The 16,786-nt window shown below is 62.6% G+C and carries 21 protein-coding genes; 19 read left to right on the top strand and 2 right to left on the bottom strand.

The window, feature by feature from the left end:
• Positions 1-10: 10 nt before the first annotated feature.
• Positions 11-811, bottom strand: coding sequence for a CAF17-like 4Fe-4S cluster assembly/insertion protein YgfZ (gene ygfZ / locus DEH80_RS17335; protein ID WP_207774562.1), 801 nt, complete (start codon positions 809-811; stop codon positions 11-13).
• Between the two features lie 94 nt (positions 812-905).
• On the opposite strand from ygfZ, the gene DEH80_RS10690 reads away from it, so the two are divergent.
• Genes DEH80_RS10690 through DEH80_RS10660 form a run of 7 tightly spaced genes read left to right on the top strand, consistent with a single transcriptional unit; the run spans position 906 to position 5,158 of the window.
• Entirely contained in the window at positions 906-1,094 is a 189-nt protein-coding gene (locus tag DEH80_RS10690) for a DUF1674 domain-containing protein (RefSeq protein WP_109720484.1), read from the top strand.
• Between the two features lie 12 nt (positions 1,095-1,106).
• A complete protein-coding gene (gene sdhC / locus DEH80_RS10685) occupies positions 1,107-1,487 on the top strand; it encodes a succinate dehydrogenase, cytochrome b556 subunit (protein WP_109720483.1) in 381 nt (126 codons plus the stop codon).
• 11 nt (positions 1,488-1,498) lie between these two features.
• On the top strand, positions 1,499-1,876 hold the full coding sequence (gene sdhD, locus DEH80_RS10680) for a succinate dehydrogenase, hydrophobic membrane anchor protein (RefSeq protein WP_109720482.1): 378 nt from the start codon (positions 1,499-1,501) through the stop codon (positions 1,874-1,876).
• Between the two features lie 23 nt (positions 1,877-1,899).
• Positions 1,900-3,687 (top strand): succinate dehydrogenase flavoprotein subunit, encoded by a 1,788-nt coding sequence (gene sdhA / locus DEH80_RS10675; RefSeq protein WP_109720481.1) that lies wholly within the window; start codon positions 1,900-1,902, stop codon positions 3,685-3,687.
• The gene (locus tag DEH80_RS10670; RefSeq protein ID WP_109720480.1) at positions 3,687-4,475 is read left to right on the top strand and encodes a succinate dehydrogenase iron-sulfur subunit; all 789 of its coding nucleotides are present in this window, start codon (positions 3,687-3,689) and stop codon (positions 4,473-4,475) included. Before sdhA ends, DEH80_RS10670 begins: the two co-directional genes overlap by 1 nt.
• A gap of 37 nt (positions 4,476-4,512) precedes the next feature.
• A complete protein-coding gene (locus tag DEH80_RS10665) occupies positions 4,513-4,764 on the top strand; it encodes an FAD assembly factor SdhE (protein WP_109720479.1) in 252 nt (83 codons plus the stop codon).
• Positions 4,727-5,158 carry a protein YgfX gene (locus DEH80_RS10660; RefSeq protein WP_165831423.1) on the top strand — a complete coding sequence of 144 codons (432 nt, stop codon included), beginning with the start codon at positions 4,727-4,729 and terminating at the stop codon, positions 5,156-5,158. Before DEH80_RS10665 ends, DEH80_RS10660 begins: the two co-directional genes overlap by 38 nt.
• Here the strand turns inward: DEH80_RS10660 and nadB are convergent.
• Positions 5,155-6,756: an L-aspartate oxidase gene (gene nadB, locus DEH80_RS10655; RefSeq protein ID WP_109720477.1), complete on the bottom strand. Its 1,602-nt coding sequence runs from the start codon at positions 6,754-6,756 to the stop codon at positions 5,155-5,157. The two genes, DEH80_RS10660 and nadB, sit on opposite strands and share 4 nt — an antisense overlap.
• 167 nt (positions 6,757-6,923) lie before the next feature.
• Here nadB and rpoE point away from each other — a divergent pair, with 167 nt between their 5' ends.
• Genes rpoE through recO form a run of 12 tightly spaced genes read left to right on the top strand, consistent with a single transcriptional unit; the run spans position 6,924 to position 16,680 of the window.
• A complete protein-coding gene (rpoE, locus tag DEH80_RS10650) occupies positions 6,924-7,496 on the top strand; it encodes an RNA polymerase sigma factor RpoE (RefSeq protein WP_109720476.1) in 573 nt (190 codons plus the stop codon).
• 27 nt (positions 7,497-7,523) lie between these two features.
• A complete protein-coding gene (locus DEH80_RS10645; RefSeq protein ID WP_109720475.1) occupies positions 7,524-8,201 on the top strand; it encodes a sigma-E factor negative regulatory protein in 678 nt (225 codons plus the stop codon).
• A 7-nt stretch (positions 8,202-8,208) separates the two neighbouring features.
• Entirely contained in the window at positions 8,209-9,192 is a 984-nt protein-coding gene (locus DEH80_RS10640; RefSeq protein ID WP_165831422.1) for a MucB/RseB C-terminal domain-containing protein, read from the top strand.
• Positions 9,189-9,674, top strand: a complete 486-nt coding sequence (locus DEH80_RS10635; RefSeq protein WP_109720473.1) for a SoxR reducing system RseC family protein — start codon at positions 9,189-9,191, stop codon at positions 9,672-9,674. The genes DEH80_RS10640 and DEH80_RS10635 overlap by 4 nt, the downstream gene beginning before the upstream one ends.
• Entirely contained in the window at positions 9,671-11,068 is a 1,398-nt protein-coding gene (locus DEH80_RS10630) for a DegQ family serine endoprotease (protein ID WP_109720472.1), read from the top strand. The genes DEH80_RS10635 and DEH80_RS10630 overlap by 4 nt, the downstream gene beginning before the upstream one ends.
• A gap of 2 nt (positions 11,069-11,070) precedes the next feature.
• Positions 11,071-11,334 carry a glutaredoxin family protein gene (locus DEH80_RS10625; RefSeq protein WP_133249207.1) on the top strand — a complete coding sequence of 88 codons (264 nt, stop codon included), beginning with the start codon at positions 11,071-11,073 and terminating at the stop codon, positions 11,332-11,334.
• A gap of 38 nt (positions 11,335-11,372) precedes the next feature.
• Positions 11,373-13,169, top strand: a complete 1,797-nt coding sequence (gene lepA, locus DEH80_RS10620) for a translation elongation factor 4 (protein WP_109720470.1) — start codon at positions 11,373-11,375, stop codon at positions 13,167-13,169.
• 9 nt (positions 13,170-13,178) lie between these two features.
• Positions 13,179-13,958 carry a signal peptidase I gene (gene lepB / locus DEH80_RS10615; protein ID WP_109720469.1) on the top strand — a complete coding sequence of 260 codons (780 nt, stop codon included), beginning with the start codon at positions 13,179-13,181 and terminating at the stop codon, positions 13,956-13,958.
• Positions 13,959-14,009: 51 nt separating this feature from the next.
• A complete protein-coding gene (locus DEH80_RS10610) occupies positions 14,010-14,384 on the top strand; it encodes a DUF4845 domain-containing protein (RefSeq protein WP_165831421.1) in 375 nt (124 codons plus the stop codon).
• Positions 14,381-15,070 carry a ribonuclease III gene (gene rnc / locus DEH80_RS10605; RefSeq protein ID WP_109720467.1) on the top strand — a complete coding sequence of 230 codons (690 nt, stop codon included), beginning with the start codon at positions 14,381-14,383 and terminating at the stop codon, positions 15,068-15,070. Before DEH80_RS10610 ends, rnc begins: the two co-directional genes overlap by 4 nt.
• On the top strand, positions 15,067-15,972 hold the full coding sequence (gene era / locus DEH80_RS10600) for a GTPase Era (protein ID WP_109720466.1): 906 nt from the start codon (positions 15,067-15,069) through the stop codon (positions 15,970-15,972). The genes rnc and era overlap by 4 nt, the downstream gene beginning before the upstream one ends.
• A gap of 36 nt (positions 15,973-16,008) precedes the next feature.
• Positions 16,009-16,680 (top strand): DNA repair protein RecO, encoded by a 672-nt coding sequence (recO, locus tag DEH80_RS10595; protein WP_165831420.1) that lies wholly within the window; start codon positions 16,009-16,011, stop codon positions 16,678-16,680.
• Positions 16,681-16,786 lie beyond the last annotated feature (106 nt).

Genomic DNA, 16,786 nt, shown 5'->3' with positions numbered 1-16,786 from the left:
TGGGCGACGTTTAGCCGTGCAGCGAGCGTTCCGCAATGTGAAGCTGCCCGTGGATCGTCTCGCCGGTCCCGCCCAGCGCATCCTGATGCACCACGACCAGCGCAGCGTCATCAACGGCTTCCACAACCAGCCCGATACCGCGCCCATCCATCTGAACCGTCTCGCCGGGCGAGCATGAGCCCTGCTCGATGTCTGCCCGGGCCAGCAGACGCTTGAGTTGGCCCCGGTAGTGCAGGCGGGCCACCACTTCCTGTCCGGGATAGCAGCCTTTCCGGAAACTCACGCCGCCTAGCTGATCCAGGCGTAGAGACTGCGGCAGCAGCTGTCCGCTCGTGGTGGCGTAGATCTGTGGAGCGCCCGCGGCGATGGTCTGGCGTCGCCATGTGTCGACATCGATGTGGTTTGAGGTCTCGCCGCCCAGCTGCAGAGTGCGTGGCACATCACCGGCCAGGCTCAGCTGTAGGCCGTCCGTTGTCTCTTGTGTCTGACCAGCCGCGAGACTGTGGTTAGCTTCTATGGGGCGGCAGGGCACGTCGCTGACACTGAGCTGAACATCGTCTCGTAGCACGAACATCTGCAGGCGGCGTGACACCGGTTGGGCCAGGTCGGCGGGCAGGATGAGTCGCAGGCGCCCCTCCAGCCAGCAGACAACCGGAGTCGCGAGCAGGCGTCCGTCCGGCTGGCAGAGGCCCGCCTGGACGCACTGCTCGGGCACTAGCCCGGCGATGTCTGCAGTGAGCTGGCGGTGGAGAAAATCCTGGGCGTCGCGACCATCGACACAGAGCACGGTCCAGGGGGATGACGTGTTCATCAGGGGGATTCCATCGGTTGGCAGGTCTTGATCGACACCGGCGCAGGTCGTCAGTGCATGTCGAGACTGGGTAGACCCAGTATACTCCCGCCCCATGACTCCCCAAGACCAGACACCGGACCAGGATCAGACCCCGGCCAAAGGTGCTGTGCCGGGCGCAGAACCGTCCGGACAAACCGAATACCCCGATGCTTCCCGCCCAGAGGAATACGGTGGCCCCAAGGGCCTCGAGCCGACTCGCTATGGGGACTGGGAGCGCAAGGGACGCTGCATCGACTTTTAAAGGTAGAGCTCCATGAGTGAATCGTCGCGGCCCTTGTCGCCGCATCTTCAGGTGTACAAGCCGCAGCTGACCTCGATGATGAGTATTTTTCATCGCGGGACTGGCATTGCATTGGCTGTCGGCACGCTAATGCTGGCTGCCTGGATCCTGTCCGTGGCGGCTGGTCCGGAAGCACTGGAGTGCTTCAATGGCTTCGCGGGTAGCTGGTTTGGTCAGCTGCTGTTGCTGGGCTGGACGTTTTCGATTTTCTATCACCTGTCCAACGGCATCCGACATCTGTTCTGGGATGCCGGCAAGGGCTTCGAGATCGAGACGGCCTACAAGTCCGGATATGCCGTGTTGGCATCTGCAGCTGCGCTGACCGTGGCTGCGGTCATCGTCGCACTGGCCTAAGGGGAATCACGATGAGTCTTCAATCTCCAATCGGTCGCGCACGCGGCCTGGGTTCGGCCAAGCAGGGCTTGCATCACTGGTGGATGCAGCGCATCACCGCAGTGCTGCTGGTGCCTTTGACGCTTTGGTTTGTGTTTTCCGTGGCCAGCCTGATCGGTGGCGGTTACGAGGCAACGGTGGCCTGGGTCTCCGCGCCCTGGGTGGCCGTTGCGCTGGTGATCTACTTCGCCACCTTGTTCTATCACGCTCAGCTTGGGGTTCAGGTGGTCATCGAAGACTACATTCACGGACCCACGACCAAGCTGGTCTCCATGTATCTCATGAAACTTGCGCACCTGGTGCTGGCGGTTGCCGCCATCTTTGCCGTGGTGCGGATCGCGCTGGGCTGAGCCCGCGACAGGACTGAAACGACATGACCGATTCTTACGAAATCATCAAGCACGAGTACGACGTGGTGGTCGTCGGTGCCGGCGGTGCAGGCTTGCGCGCGACGCTGGGTCTGGCAGAGGCTGGACTCAAGACGGCCTGTGTGACCAAGGTGTTCCCAACACGTAGTCACACGGTGGCGGCCCAGGGCGGGGTTTCAGCTGCGCTCGGCAATATGGGCGAAGACGATTGGCGCTGGCATGCCTACGACACGGTCAAGGGCTCTGACTGGCTGGGCGACCAGGATGCGATCGAATACATGTGCCGTGAGGCCATCCCGTCCATTATCGAGCTCGAGCACTACGGCGTGCCGTTTTCGCGAACTGCCGAAGGCAAGATTTATCAGCGCCCGTTCGGCGGCATGACCACGCATTTCGGTGAAGGCACGGCTCAGCGCACCTGTGCTGCCGCTGACCGGACCGGCCACGCCATGCTGCACACGCTTTATCAGCAATCGCTGAAAGAAAAAGCGGAATTCTTCATCGAGTATTTCGCCATCGACCTGATCATGGACGACGAAGGCGTCTGCCGTGGCGTGCTGGCCTGGGACCTGTCCACCGGGCAGTTGCATGAGTTCCGAGCGCACATGGTGATTCTGGCCACGGGTGGTTACGGCCGGACCTACTTCTCCTGTACCTCAGCCCATACCTGTACGGGTGATGGTGGCGGCATGGTGCTGCGTGCCGGCCTGCCGGTCCAGGACATGGAGTTCGTTCAGTTCCACCCCACGGGCATCTACGGTGCCGGCTGCCTCATCACCGAGGGCGTGCGCGGCGAGGGCGGCTACCTCACCAATTCTAAGGGTGAGCGGTTCATGGAGCGCTACGCGCCCAATGCCAAGGACCTGGCATCGCGTGACGTGGTCAGCCGCTCGATGACCATCGAAATCCGGGAGGGCCGGGGGGTTGGGCCCAAGGCCGACCACATTCACCTGCATCTGGAGCATCTGGGCCCAGAGGTCATTAACGAGCGTCTGCCGGGGATTGCCGAGTCGGCCAAGATCTTTGCGGGCGTCGACGTGACCAAGGAGCCGATTCCTGTGCTGCCGACCGTGCACTACAACATGGGCGGCGTGCAGACCAATTACCAGGGCGAGGTCTTGACGCTGAAGGACGGTGATCCGGATTCGGTGGTGCCAGGGCTCATGGCCGTAGGCGAGGCTGCTTGCGTGTCGGTACACGGTGCCAACCGACTGGGCTCCAATTCGTTGCTCGATCTGGTGGTCTTTGGTCGCGCGGCTGGAAAGCGCGCTGCCGAGGTGGTGCAGAAAGGCGCCCCGCACAAGCGCCTGGCCGACGATCACCTGGAGCCGATCCTGGCGCGTCTCGACAAGCTGCGAAACGCCAATGGCTCGCTCTCGACGGCTGAGATCCGCGACAACATGCAGCAGACCATGCAGAACCACGCGGCCGTCTTCCGGACCAGCGACTCGCTGGCCGAGGGTGTGGAAAAGATGACCCAGGTCGCCGCCTCCTTCGCAGATGTGAAGGTGACGGACCGCTCCATGGTCTGGAATTCCGACCTGGTCGAAACATTGGAACTGGACAACATGCTGGGCCAGGCCATGGCAACCATGTGTTCGGCCTCCAACCGCCAGGAATCCCGCGGGGCGCATGCGCACGAGGACTTCCCCGAGCGCGACGACGTGAATTGGATGAAGCACACGCTGGCCTGGTGGAAGGACGGCAAGATCGAACTGGACTACCGGCCGGTGCATAACTACACGATGTCTGACGAGCTCGAATACATCGAGCCGAAGAAGAGGGTCTACTAATGGCGGAGTTCACGCTTCCGAAAAATTCCCGGATGGTGAAGGGCAAACAATGGCCTGCGCCGGCGGGTGCCAAGAACACCCGTCAGTTCAAGATCTACCGGTACGATCCCGACTCGGGCCAGAACCCGCAGCTCGACATTTACACGGTGGATCTGGACGACTGCGGCCCGATGGTGCTGGACGCGCTGATCTGGATTAAGAACAAGGTCGACCCCACGCTGACGTTCCGTCGCTCGTGTCGCGAAGGCATCTGCGGCTCCTGCGCCATGAATATCGGTGACGGCCGGGGCACGAACACCTTGGCGTGTACGCAGAGCATCGACGAATTCAAGGGCATGATCAGCATCTACCCGCTGCCGCATATGCCGGTGGTCAAGGACCTGGTGCCGGACCTGACGCATTTCTATGCCCAGTACGCGTCCATCGAGCCCTGGATGAAGACGCAGACGCCGCCGCCATCGCGTGAACGACTGCAGACCCCGGAAGAACGTAAGCAGCTTGATGGGCTCTACGAGTGCATTCTCTGCGCCTGTTGCTCCACGTCATGCCCGAGCTACTGGTGGAATGGGGACAAGTATCTGGGGCCGGCCATCCTGCTCCAGGCCTATCGCTGGCTTGCGGACTCTCGTGATGAAGCCACGGGCGAGCGTCTGGATCAGCTTGAAGACCCCTTCAAGCTCTATCGCTGCCACACGATCATGAACTGTGCGAAGACCTGTCCGAAGGGTCTGAACCCGGCCAAGGCGATTGCCGAGACCAAGAAGATGATTCTGGAGCGGGCAGGCTGAACCGGCCCGAGTCGGCGAAGGTCTGCAGGACGCATTCATGAGTGAAGCAAGAATGCCCCGGGGGCGGCTCAAGTGGCTTTGCCGCCGGGGCATGAAAGAGCACGACGTGCTGTTCGAGCGCTTCCTGGCGCTGGAGTACGATCAGCTACCCGAGGCAGGACAGGACGCATTCATCCGTCTCGCGGAGATGGATGATCCCGAAGTCAATGCCATCTTCCTTGGCCGCATGCCCGCGCCAGACGAGCAGATCCGTGCCATCGTCGACCGCATGGTCCAGTTACGCGGTTAATCCGGCGCCTGTCACCCGGCTAGCTGTTGTGCTGGCAGCAGGCAGTGTGGGTGTTGCACTGTGGCTAAGCGCGATTGACGACTGGCTGCGACTGACGGGCTGGGCACTGGCTGCCTGCTGCCTGATCGCGACGCTACGGTGCCTCGGTCGGCAGCACGGCATGTTGCGTTTGAGCGATGACGCGCAGGTCCGGTGGCGCGAGGAGTCGTTCAGGTTGCTTGGCTCTCCAGTGGTCTTGTCCTGGTGGATCCGTCTGGGTTTACGCGAAGACCGGACCCAGCGTCGCGTCGTCCTGTGGCTGACCCCTGACATGCTGGGGGCTACGGCTCATCGCGCACTGCGCCGTCAGCTGCTGACCCTGTCCACCGATCACGGTGAACGGGCTGGAGGCTAGGCCGCGTTGCGGATGCGAATGCGATCTGGCGTGAGCACCGTGTCCACGGCATCGGGCAGCGTGTCGGGGTAGTCCCGAATCCAGTGCAGGCCGCGACTCTCCCGCCGCGATGCGGCCGAGCGCACGATGAGCTCGGAGACCGTGAGCAAGTGGCGTAGTTCGATGAGATCGGGCGTCACATAGAAATTGCCATAGTATTCCTGCACTTCGTCGGCGAGCAGTTGGATCCGGTGTTGCGCGCGTTCCAGGCGTTTGGTGGTGCGCACGATACCGACGTAATCCCACATGCAGCGACGCAGTTCCTGCCAGTTATGGCTGACGACCACTTCCTCGTCGGAATCACCGACCTGGCTGGCATCCCAGGCCGGGAGGGTGCCCGGGGCGGGTGCCTCGTGAATGCTTGCGGCTAAATCTTCTGCGGCGGCGGTACCGAAGACGAGGCACTCCAGCAGCGAATTGCTCGCCATGCGATTGGCTCCGTGCAGCCCCGTAGAGGCGGTCTCACCGACAGCGTACAAGCCAGGTAGATCGGTGCGGCCCGCCAGGTTGGTCAATACACCGCCGCAGGTGTAGTGGGCGGCGGGGACCACGGGTAGGGCGCGCGCTGTCGGGTCCAGTCGCAGCTCCATGCAGCGGGCATGAATCGTCGGGAAGTGCTGGCGCAGGAAATCAGGATCCAGCCGCGTTGTGTCCAGCAGCACATGATCCAGGCCCAGTCGTTTCATTTCATGGTCGATGGCCCGGGCAACAATGTCGCGCGGCGCCAGCTCAGCTCGTTCATCGAACTGCGGCATGAATCGCGTGCCGTCGGGAAGCAATAACTGCGCGCCCTCGCCACGCAACGCCTCGGTGATCAGGAAATTGCGGGCTTCCGGATGGAACAGGCAGGTGGGGTGGAATTGCATGAACTCCATGTTGGCGACACGGCACCCCGCACGCCACGCCATGGCAATGCCATCGCCCGTCGCTCCGTGAGGATTGCTGGAGTACAGGTACACCATGCTGGCCCCGCCCGTAGCCAGTACCGTTGCTTTGGCGGGAAAGGTCTGAACCCGGCCCGATCGGATGTCCAGTAGGTACGCTCCGACGATTCGATGGTCGGAGCGGATCAGGTCAACGGCCATGTGATGCGCCAGCAACTGGATCAAGGGATGTGCCCGGGCCAGCTGCATCAGCGTTTTTTCGACGGCGCGGCCCGTCGCGTCGTCGGCGTGGATGATGCGCCGATGGCTGTGTCCGCCCTCCTGGGCGAGGTGATAGGCGAAGCCGTCACCGGAGTCTGACGGCGTGAACCGCACACCTTTGTCGATGAGCCAGTGGACGGCGTCGGCACCGCGTTCCACCGTGAACTGGACCGCATCACGCCGGCACAGCCCGGCTCCGGCAATCAGGGTGTCCTGGACATGGGCATCGATGGAATCGCCTTCGTCCAGTACGGCCGAAATGCCGCCCTGGGCGTAGAGGGTGCTGCCCTCCGAGATGCGCCCCTTCGACACCACCAGGGACCGCACACCCTGGTCGGCCAATCGTAGGGCGGTGACCAGCCCGGCAGCGCCGCTGCCGAGTACGAGAACATCAAAGGGTGCGGGGCTGGGCATGACGACAAACTCGGGGGGCTGATAAACTCTTGGAATTCGCGTGGTTTTTTGGCCACGCATTCCCCGAACTATATCGAAACCGGGGTCAGGGAGCGCTCGAAGTGCGGTGCGGCGAACAGCCTCGCCGGCGGTCGACGCCCATCGGACCCACCTAGAAGAACTCCTGAATGGGCGAAGACTTAACAGACGAGATTCTGGTAGCGCGCGCCCAGGCTGGGAACTCTGCCGCCTTCGACATGCTCGTTCGGCGGTATCAGCACAAAGTCGTCCAGCTGGTGTCTCGTTACGTCTCCGATGCCGACGCCTTGGATGTGGCGCAGGAATCCTTTATCAAAGCGTATCGCGCCTTGCGGAACTTCCAGGGCAAGAGTGCGTTCTATACCTGGCTGTACCGGATTGCGGTTAACACGGCCAAGAATCATCTGGTGGCGCGTAGCCGCCGCCCGGCGTCCCAGGACATTGATGTCGCAGACGCGGAACAATACGGGCATACCGAGCATCTAAGCGACGTGTCCACACCGGAGGGGGTGGCACTCACCGATGAAATTCGGGACACGGTGGCAGCCGCCATGGACGATTTGCCACCTGATTTGAAGACCGCAATTGTGCTGCGGGAGCTGGAGGGTATGAGTTATGAGGAGATCGCACAGGCCATGGAATGCCCTGTGGGAACTGTTCGCTCTCGCATCTTCCGCGCGCGTGCTGCCATTGACGAACGTGTACGACCCCTGCTCGACTAGTGCCCAAGGGTGGAGCTAATCGCCGATATGACTAACGAAACACTTTCCGCATGTATCGATGGTGCCTGTGATGACCTGGACGACGCGATTCGTCAGGTCGAGGCGTCCGATACCGCGCGTGACACCTGGTCGCGTTACCACCTGATCGGCGATGCCATGCGGGCACGCGCCGGCAGCCCGCTGGCAGATGGCGAATTCGCCGCCCGAGTGATGGCGGCCATCGAGCAGGATGAGATGGCACCCGCCGACTCGGCGACGGTGACCTCGCTGGCGGCTGCGCGGCAACGTCGACGCGGCTGGCTGTCCAAGCAGACCACCGGCTGGGCGGTGGCGGCATCTGTTGCGGTGGCGTCGCTGGCCACCATTGCCGCGTTGACCATCCCGACCGAAGAGGACGCGCCCGTATTGGTGGCGCGTGACGTCGTCCCAGCTCAGGCCACCCTGGCGGCGAAGGATCGAGGCATCCAGCCAGCGGTACAGACCACGGGGCGACAGGTGGTCAGCCCACTGGCGCAGCCCACACCGGCTGCGGCGACGGTCCGCTGGTCGCAGATGGCACCCGATGCCGCTCAACAGCTCAATGGTTATCTGATTAATCACAGCCGTTATCGCGCCGGGCCGGGTGTCGGCGGTACCTTGGGGTACGTGCGTGTTGCCAGCGCAAATGGCGAGCCGGGCGAGGAAAGCCCCGTTTCCGAAGACTGACTGTCACATGCTGCAACGCCTCACGATCGCGGTTGCAGTGGCCGCGAGTTCAGTTGTTGGATCGAGCCAGGCCGCTGACCGTAGCGCCCAGGATTGGCTCGCCAAGATGTCGGAAGCCGTTCGCACCCAGAACTACGAAGGTGTGGTCGTCTATCGCACGGGTGAGCAGCTCGAGACCATGCGCGTCATCCATCGATTCTCCAATGGGCAGGAGGATGAACGCCTCATTTCCCTGACGGGTGATGCCCGTGAGATCGTTCGCAGTGATGGAGAGGTGCGCTGCCTGCTACCGCGCGAGCGGGTCGTCATGGTGGATGAGCGGGGACAGAGTGCATTGCTGCCCAAGGTCTCCACGGTTGATCTCGAGACCTTGCGTTTGCACTACGAGTTCTCGCGTGGGGTGGTGGACCGGGTGGCGGACCGCGCCTGTCAGGGTGTTGCACTCAGCCCGCGTGACGAGTTCCGTTTCGGCTATCAACTCTGTATCGACGTGCTCACGGGCGTGCCACTGCGCATCGCCTTGCTAGACGGTCAGGGCGACGCCCTGGAACAATTCCTGTTCACCTCCGTGGGCTATCCGGAAACCATTCTTGATCAGGCGCTGGAGCCGGCGATCGACACCGAGGGTTTCCGCGAAATCCGTCATGGAGGACCGGAGCCGACGCTGCGGCTCGAAGACGACTTATCGCACTGGATGGTCGAGTCCTTGCCGCCCGGATTTCGGGTGGTTGGCCAGAGCACCCGTGTCTTCCCCGGTGCCCAAACCCCGGTCACCCACATCCTGCTCACCGATGGCCTGGCGACCGTGTCCGTCTTCGCGGCCGAGAGCAAGCTGCCCGCAAAGGTGTTTCGCGGCGTATCCAGTATCGGGGCCGTTCATGCCTATGGCCGCATGGTTGACGAGTTTCACGTTGCCGTCGTCGGTGAAGTGCCGGCCAGAACGGTTGAGCAGATCGGGAATAGCTTGAGCCGGACGACTCCCACCCCGTGATTGAAGAGCGGGCGGTCGTCGTGACCAGTGACGTCGATGGCGTGGTCGTCACCACGCCCGGGCGGGCTGGTTGCGCGCGTTGTGCCGAGGGGCGTGGATGCGGCGGCGGCGTGCTGGGTCGCCTGACCGAACGCCGGCAACAACCCACTGTTCGTGCCGCAAATCCTGACAACGCCGAGTTTGTTGCAGGTGACCAGGTGGTGATCGGACTGGATGACGACGCGTTGATCGGCGCCTCGCTGCTGGTTTACGTGGGGCCCCTGGTCGCCATGCTGGGTTTCGCGCTGGTGGCGCATCTGGTGCTGGGGCTGGGAGAAGTCGCGACGATTTTTGCCGGAGTGCTAGGGCTCATCGCGGGCTTTGGCTGGGTTGCGCGCAGGACACATCAACAGGATCACGGTCTGCGATACCGTCCCGTTGTGTTGCGGCGCGCAAACGGAGAGACTTCCGGGCAGTGCTCGTCCGACCCATCGGGGCTATGAACGCAAAAACAACGAAACACTGGCGCTTGATCTGCCTGGCGCCGGCCTTGCTGCTGCTGGCGGCCTGCACGCGCGGCTTGCCGGATTTCACCGGGCTGGTTGGCGATTTGAGTCCCGTGGTGGTCAATATCAGTACCGCCGCGGTTCTTGTGGATGGGGAATCGCGTCGCAACGACAGCTGGTTCGAGCGCTTCTTCGGGCTGGACCCGGGGCAGGATCAAGCACCGCAACCGGGCGCCCAATCGCTCGGATCGGGGTTCATCATTTCCGAGGACGGATTCATCCTCACCAACTATCACGTGGTGGCGGGTGCCGATGAGATCGTTGTCCGATTATCGGATCGGCGGCAGCTGGTGGCGCGGCTCGTCGGGACGGATCAGCGCAGCGACTTGGCCCTGATCAAGATCGACGCAGAGGGTTTGCCCACCGCGGACATCGGTTCGGCGGACGATCTCAAAGTCGGGGAATGGGTGCTGGCGATTGGTTCGCCCTTTGGTTTCGACTATTCGGTGACCGCCGGAATTGTGTCGGCAAAGAATCGGAGCCTGGCGACCGAACAATATGTTCCCTTCATTCAGACCGATGTTGCGATCAACCCCGGTAACAGCGGGGGGCCGCTGTTCAATCTGGATGGTGAGGTTGTCGGGGTGAACTCCCAGATCTATTCGGATTCGGGCGGTTACCAGGGCGTTTCCTTCGCCATTCCGGTAGACGATGCCATGCGCGTGGCCAATCAGCTCCGCCGCACCGGCATTGTGGTGCGCGGCTGGCTGGGCGTGGTGGTTCAAGAGGTCGACAGGGCCCTGGCTCGCTCCTTTGGCATGCGTCGCCCGGAGGGCGCACTGGTGTCCCGCGTGGTGCCCAACAGCCCGGCCGCCGAGGCAGGCCTGCAGGTCGGCGATGTCATTCTTCAGTTCGGAAAGCGCGAGGTCGGAACCTCGCGGTCACTGCCGCACATGGTGGGGCGGGCCGAGCCCGGCGAGCGTATTCCGCTGCGCGTGCTGCGTGATGGCGAACGCATGAAAATCTCGGTACGCATCGGTGCGCTGGAAACCGATGAGCGTGCCAGTCTGGCACCGAGCCCATCCGATCAACGGGCCCGGCCGGCGGCGTTCGAGTTGGGCGTGAGTATCAGCAATTTGACGCACACGCAGCGGGCGCAGCTGGGTGTGGGCGAGGGCGGGGTGCTGGTGACCGAGGTCCGTCCGGGGAGTGCATCTGCGCTGGCCGGGCTCATGCCTGGCGATGTCGTGATGTCCGTGGGGCAACAGCCAGTGGACAGCCGAGCGGCGTTTCGCGAGGTCCTCCTGGCGTCTCGCGGCCAGGAATCGGTGCCGCTGCTCATCCATCGTCGAGGCTCAGCGCTGTTTCTAGCATTGGATGTGCCGGGCTGATCGTGGCAAAACTCATCCAATACACGCGGGCGGGCTGTGGGCTTTGCCATGCCATGGACGACGCCCTGGATGCCGCATTTGGTGAACAGATTGAGCTGGAACACCGCGATGTGGACAGCCGCCAGGATTGGGTCCGTCGCTATGGACAGGACGTCCCGGTCCTGACGGCGCCGGACGGACAGGTGCTCTGCATGCATCGGCTGGATGCCGAGCGCGTCCGGGCATGGCTCATGGGGGACGATCGTCCCGCCGCAGCTCAACCATAGCCGGTATACTCGCGCGCTTTGTGCGCCAAACGCCCTTCATGCAGTCCCGCATTCGCAATTTCTCGATCATCGCCCATATCGACCATGGCAAGTCCACGCTGGCCGACCGGTTCATTCAGGTTTGCGGAGGACTGACGGACCGCGAAATGGCCGAGCAGGTGCTCGACTCCATGGATATCGAGCGCGAGCGCGGTATCACCATTAAATCGCAGGCGGTGCGGTTGGATTTTGTTGCCAGCGATGGTGAGACCTACCAACTGAACTTCATCGACACGCCCGGGCACGTGGATTTTTCCTACGAGGTTTCCCGGTCGCTGGCAGCTTGTGAGGGAGCCTTGCTGGTGGTGGACGCCTCCCAGGGCGTGGAAGCCCAAACGGTGGCCAATACCTACACGGCCATCGAGCAGGATCTCGAAATCGTGCCGGTGTTGAACAAGATCGACCTGCCGGCCGCGGAGCCCGAGCGGGTGGCGGCCGAGATCGAGGACGTGATCGGACTGGAGGCCCAGAATGCCATCCGGACCAGCGCCAAGTCGGGCATCGGCATTCAGGAGGCTTTGAATGCCCTGGTCGAGCGTGTGCCGCCGCCAGATGGCGATCCCGATGGCGAGCTGCAGGCGCTCATCATCGATTCGTGGTTCGACAACTACCTGGGCGTCGTGTCGCTGATTCGCGTCGTCCACGGCAGCGTGGGCAAGGGCGACAAGATTCGGGTGATGTCCACGGGGCGCGACTTCCAAGTCGATGCCGTTGGCACCTTCTCGCCTAAGCGCACCGAGCGCCCGCGTCTGGAGTGTGGCGAGGTCGGCTACCTCGTTGCCGGGATCAAGGAGATTCATGGTGCCCCGGTGGGGGACACCCTGACGCTGGCCAACCGGCCCTGCGCCGACCGCCTGCCGGGCTTCAAGCGGATGCAGCCCCGGGTTTTTGCCGGGTTGTTTCCGATCAGCTCGGATGATTTCGAAGACATGCGTGAGGCGCTGGACAAGCTCAGCCTCAATGACGCCTCGCTGCAGTTCGAGCCCGAGAACTCGGGTGCCCTGGGCTTCGGATTCCGGTGTGGTTTCCTGGGCATGTTGCACATGGAGATCGTGCAGGAGCGGCTGGAACGCGAGTACAACATTGATCTCATCACCACGGCGCCAACCGTGGTGTATCGCGTCATTCTGGCGGATGGCGAGGTGCTGGAAATCGATAACCCAGCCGATCTGCCGGATCCGGGGGAGATCGACCGGATTGAGGAGCCCGTCATCGACGCCCGAATTCTGCTGCCGCAGGAATACATCGGGGCTGTGATGCAGCTGTGCATCGAAAAGCGTGGCGTGCAAAAGCGCATGACCTATCACGGCCGTCAGGTCACCATGGCGTTTGAACTCCCGATGGCCGAGGTCGTAGTCGACTTCTTCGATCGATTGAAGTCCGTGTCACGCGGCTACGCGTCCTTCGAATACGAGTTCGCCCGCTTTGAACCGGCTGCACTGGTGCGGCTGGATGTGCTGATCAACTCCGAGCGAGTGGATGCGCTATCCAGCATTGTTCATCGTGATATGGCCTATAACCGCGGTCGTGATTACACCGAGCGGCTGTCAGAAATCATTCCGCGTCAGATGTTTGATGTTGCCATTCAGGCGGCGATCGGTTCGAAGATTCTGGCGCGCGCCACGGTTAAGGCGCTGCGCAAGAACGTGACGGCCAAGTGTTACGGCGGCGATGTGTCGCGCAAGCGGAAGCTGCTGGAGAAGCAGAAGGCCGGCAAGAAACGCATGAAGCAGTTCGGCAAGGTCGAAATCCCGCAGGAAGCCTTCCTGACCATGCTCAGTACCAGCGACGATTAAGGTCTGTATATGTTCCAAGACGACGTGCATCTGGATTTCGCCGCGATCCTGCTCATTCTTGCGATAGTCACCGGTGTGATCTATCTGCTGGATGTCATGTTCTGGGCGAAGTCGCGTTCCGCAGATGCCAAGCCGACCAGCGTCGTGGACATCTCCCGGTCTTTTTTTCCGGTCATTCTGATCGTGCTGCTGCTACGGTCTTTTGTTGCCGAGCCCTTCCGTATTCCCTCCGGCTCCATGATTCCCACGCTGCACGTGGGCGATTTCATTCTGGTGAACAAGTTCAGCTACGGACTGCGGCTGCCCGTATTTCATACCAAGGTCCTGCCGCTGGGCTTGCCGGAGCGGGGCGATGTCGTGGTCTTCCGCTATCCGGAAGACCCCAGCAAGGATTTCATCAAACGCATTGTCGGCTTGCCGGGCGATGAGATCGTCTATCACGGCAAGGTGCTGAGCGTGAATGGGCAGCCGGTGGATATCGAGCCTGTCGGTTTGTACCAAAGCGCCAACCCGCGCCATCGCTACGCCACCGAATACCAGGAAACGCTGGGTGAGCTGGAACACGGCATTCTGGTCAATCCGCGATCGCCGGCGAAAGACTTCCGTTACACCGTGCCTGAGGGGCACTATTTCGCCATGGGTGACAACCGCGACGGTTCAGATGACAGCCGTCGCTGGGGGCCTGTGCCGGAACGCAATCTGGTTGGCAAGGCCATGCTCATCTGGATGAGCTGGGACGGGGAGCGCAATCGACCCGCGCTGTCGCGCATCGGCACGGTGATTCACTAAACCCACCTCAAAGACACCTTGGGGTAGGACAGCCGAACAATGGAGCAGTTGATGAACGGACCGAATCGACAAAAGGGGATGGGACTTTGGGGCATGCTGTTCGTGTTCGGCGTGATCGGTTTCGTCGCGCTGGTCACGATTAAGTGCACGCCCATTTATCTTGCGCACCTGGAGATTCAGACGGCGGTCAATGACGTTGCGGACGATTCCAGCTACGCCAATGCATCGCCCTTCGAGATTCGTCGCGCCTTGCAGCGCCGCTTTGACGTCGATGATGTCACGCAGCTCAAGACCAAGGACATCAAGATTCAGCGCGAGGACAACACCCGCGTCATTTCCTATGACTACGAGGTTCGCGTGGCATTGTTCGCGAATCTGTCGTTGGTGATCCAGTTCAAGGACGCCGTGAGGGTCAAGACCTCGTGACACCGACATTGGCCGCGCTTCAGCGCGCCATTGGCTATCAGTTCAACAACGAGTCGCTGCTGGAACAAGCCCTGCGGCATCGCAGTGCGGGCCGTCAACACAACGAGCGGCTGGAATTCCTTGGCGATGGACTGCTGAACTTTGTCATCGCCGCCGAGCTCTATCAGCGTCAGCCCGAGTCCGATGAGGGCGATTTGTCGCGGATTCGCGCAGCGCTGGTCCGTGGTTCCACCCTCGCAGAAATCGGCCGCGAGCTGGGGCTCGGCGACTGGATGAGTCTTGGGCTTGGCGAGAAGGCCACCGGCGGGCATCGCCGCGGGTCGATACTGGCTGACGCGGTCGAGGCATTGCTCGGTGCGGTGTACCTAGACCAAGGGTTTGACGCGGCTGCGACCATGGTGCGTCGGCTGTTTGCCGCGCGCCTGGACGATCTGCCGGATGCCGAGTCCCTCAAGGACGCCAAGACCCGTTTGCAGGAGGCCCTGCAACGCGAGGGTCGGCCGCTGCCCGCCTACGAGATCATCGAGGTGACCGGTGAGCAGCACAAACAGCATATGCGGGCGACCTGTCGACTGGCCGATACGGATCAGATCTTCGAGGGGCAGGGCAGCAGTCGACGCAAGGCCGAGCAGGATGCGGCCCGCGCCTGCCTGGAGTTCGTTTTTAATCTGGTGACCAAGCCATGAGCCAGACCCGAGCCGGATTCATTGCCGTGGTGGGCCGGCCCAACGTGGGGAAGTCCACCCTGATCAACGCCTTGGTGGGCGCGCGTGTCAGCATCACGACGCCCAAGCCGCAAACCACCCGCCACCGCATTCTGGGCATTCGGACGGAAGAAGCGGTCCAGATGATTTTTGTCGACACCCCGGGCATTCATGTCGGCGGCAAGTCTGCAATGAACCGCATGCTCAATCAGACCGCGACGGACTCGGTGCGTGATGCCGACTGCGTGCTCTGGCTGGTGCAGTCAGGACGCTGGACCGATGAAGATGCCGAGGTGTTGGAGCGTCTGCGGGGCCTACGCACGCCAGTGGGTCTGATCGTGACCAAGGTCGACCTCGTCAAGGCGAAGACAGAGCTGATGCCGTTCATCGCTGAACTCAGCCAGCGTCGTCCGGTGGAATTCGTGGTGCCGATATCGGCAACACGTGGGAGCAACCTGGAGTCGTTGCTTGAGGAGCTGCGTCGGACGCTGCCGGAGTCGCCTTTTCTTTACGAGACCGATCGGGTCACCGATCGCGGTGAGCATTTCCGGATGGCGGAGATCATCCGCGAAAAGCTCTTCATGTCCTTGGAGCAGGAGCTGCCCTACGCCATTACCGTCGAGATTGAGGCCGACGAGCCCATGGATGACGGGCGTCGCCACGTCAGCGCGGTGATCTGGGTGGCACGCGACAGCCACAAGGGCATCGTCATCGGCAAAAAAGGTGCGCGCCTCAAGCAGGTGGGCAGCGAGGCGCGTCGGGCGTTGCAGGCCGAGCTGGGGCAGGGGCTGCATCTGCAGCTCTGGTGCCGGGTCAAGCGCGGCTGGGCCGATGATGAGCGCGCATTGGCGTCGCTGGGTTACGACCTGCCTGACGCCCAGTAAGCGCACGTGGCAGGGCGGCGCCGTGAGGATTTTGGGGTGGTGTTGCACCGTCGCCCCTACCGCGAGACCAGTCTTGTCCTGGAATGTCTGACCGCAGAAGCGGGTCGGGTCGGACTGGTCGCCAAGGGCGCGCGCCGCGGAGGCCGCCATGCGCGGCTTGAGCCACTGCATGAGTACGAACTGGCCTGGGTTGGCCGCGGAGAGCTCCACACGCTGACGTCCGCGGAGCCGCGCCGTCGGGTCGCGTTACAGGGCGAGGCGGCCATCTGCGCCCTTTACGTCAACGAGCTACTGCTGCGCCTGTTGGCGCGCGATGATCCGCATCCGGCGATTTATCCGGCCTATTGGCGGTGTCTGGACGCGCTGGACGACGGCATGACACGCGAACCCGCGCTGCGTAATTTCGAGTACCAATTACTCCATGTGCTCGGCTATGGGTTTGCGCGTGACTGTGACGCGCGTGGACAACCTCTGGTCGCCAGTCAACGCTATCTTCCGGGGCCGGATGGCGGCCTCGAAACCACCGACGCGGCTGGGCAGGGCAGCACGGGGGCGAATTTGCTGGCCTGGGTTGCGGATGACTGGAGCGGACAGGAGGCCCGTGCCGATATTCGGCGTGTGATGCGCGCGGCCTTGGCCCCGCATCTGGGGACACGCCCTCTGGAAGCGCCACGCCTGCTGCAGGGGTTGCGCCGTCTGGGCCGGTAACCCGCGCGACTGCAGCTGTCCTCCGCCATCGATGAGCAGCGCAATTTCGTGGCGACGTCACTATGATGCGCAGCGAGTCCACTGCGCGGTTCCAGCCGCCTGCCTG

The organism is Abyssibacter profundi (genome assembly GCF_003151135.1).
Classification (GTDB): Bacteria; Pseudomonadota; Gammaproteobacteria; order Nevskiales; family OUC007; genus Abyssibacter; species Abyssibacter profundi.
The sequence above is the reverse complement of the archived record's forward strand: the minus strand, read 5'-3'. Positions and strand labels throughout refer to the sequence as shown.